Origin of the sequence: Pseudoalteromonas sp. P1-26, assembly GCF_001401795.1 — a bacterium.
Lineage (GTDB): Bacteria > Pseudomonadota > Gammaproteobacteria > Enterobacterales > Alteromonadaceae > Pseudoalteromonas.
Window position 1 is genome coordinate 1 of sequence record NZ_LKDX01000107.1, and the last position, 1,381, is coordinate 1,381.

A 1,381-nucleotide genomic window follows, 5' to 3' on the forward strand; every position below is an offset into this window, starting at 1 on the left:
AGGTGCTAGGTGCTAGGTGCTAGGTGCTAGGTGCTAGGTGCTAGGTGCTAGGTGCTAGGTGCTAGGTGCTAGGTGCTAGGTGCTAGGTGAACAAGATTTTATTGGGGGTGGAATAAAGCAAGTGGTTAAAAGCAATTAACTAACTTCTAACCACTAAAGCCTGATATCTAACTTCTGAAGTCTTATATCTATCGACTGATACCTGACCTCTGATATCTAATATCTTCTTTTTAAACAGCTTTTAAATGTCGCTCTGCTGGCGCTACCATTTCAGCTACGAAATCTGTAAATTCTTCACCTAAGTTTTCGTCACGCATGCTGTATTCTACAATCGCTTTTAAGTAGCCAAGTTTGTCACCGCAGTCGTGAGCACGACCACTCATGTGGAATGCCTCAACGATTTCGTGCTTCATTAACTCATCGATAGCATCGGTAAGCTGAATTTCGCCACCTGCACCCGCTGGTGTTTTAGCAAGTAATGGCCAAATCGCTTTAGATAGAACGTAACGCCCAACAACGGCTAAATTAGATGGCGCTTCTTCAGCTTTAGGCTTTTCGACCATGGTTTTGATTGGTGCACTTTCGCCTGCATTAATTTTCACGCCACCGATATCTGCAATACCATATTTATGTACGTTTTCTTGTGGTACTGGCTCAAGCATGATTTGGCTTGCTTTAACTTCATTAAAGCGCTTGATCATAGCTGCAATGTTTTCGGTTTTTTGATCTGCTGTGTAGCTATCTAAAATTACGTCTGGCAGTACAACAACAAAATCGTCATCACCCACGATTGGTTTTGCACACATAACAGCATGGCCTAATCCTTTAGCCTCGCCTTGGCGTACGTGCATAATGGTTACATCAGCTGGGCAAATAGAACGCACTTCTTCAAGCAAGGTACGCTTTACACGTTTTTCGAGGGTTGCTTCGAGCTCAAAGCTCGTATCAAAGTGGTTTTCTATAGCATTTTTAGAGCTATGCGTAACCAATACAACTTCTTTAATACCCGCAGCAACACATTCGTTTACTATATATTGAATAAGTGGTTTATCAACCAGCGGCAGCATTTCTTTAGGAATAGCCTTTGTCATCGGTAACATACGCGTACCAAGGCCTGCAACAGGAATGACAGCTTTCATAATGTTTAGTCCCTTAATTGTAGTGATAAGAATAAATAATTACAAAGTATGAGTTATTAACTCATTTTGCGCAATAGTAAAAAAAGATTTATAACCAAGTTAGCAGTAATAATATTGACGGAGGATGAACAAGAACCGATAGATTCTAGGATTTAGGAGCTAGGAGCTAGGAGCTAGGAGCTAGGAGCTAGGAGCTAGGAGCTAGGAGCTAGGAGCTAGGAGCTAGGAGCTAGGAGCTAGGA

At 42.0% G+C, this 1,381-nt stretch carries 1 protein-coding gene; it reads right to left on the bottom strand.

Annotation, left to right across the window (positions count from 1 at the left end; genetic code table 11):
- Positions 1-230: 230 nt before the first annotated feature.
- Positions 231-1,139, bottom strand: a complete 909-nt coding sequence (galU, locus tag AN394_RS21090) for a UTP--glucose-1-phosphate uridylyltransferase GalU (protein WP_055022513.1) — start codon at positions 1,137-1,139, stop codon at positions 231-233.
- Between the last annotated feature and the right edge of the window lie 242 nt (positions 1,140-1,381).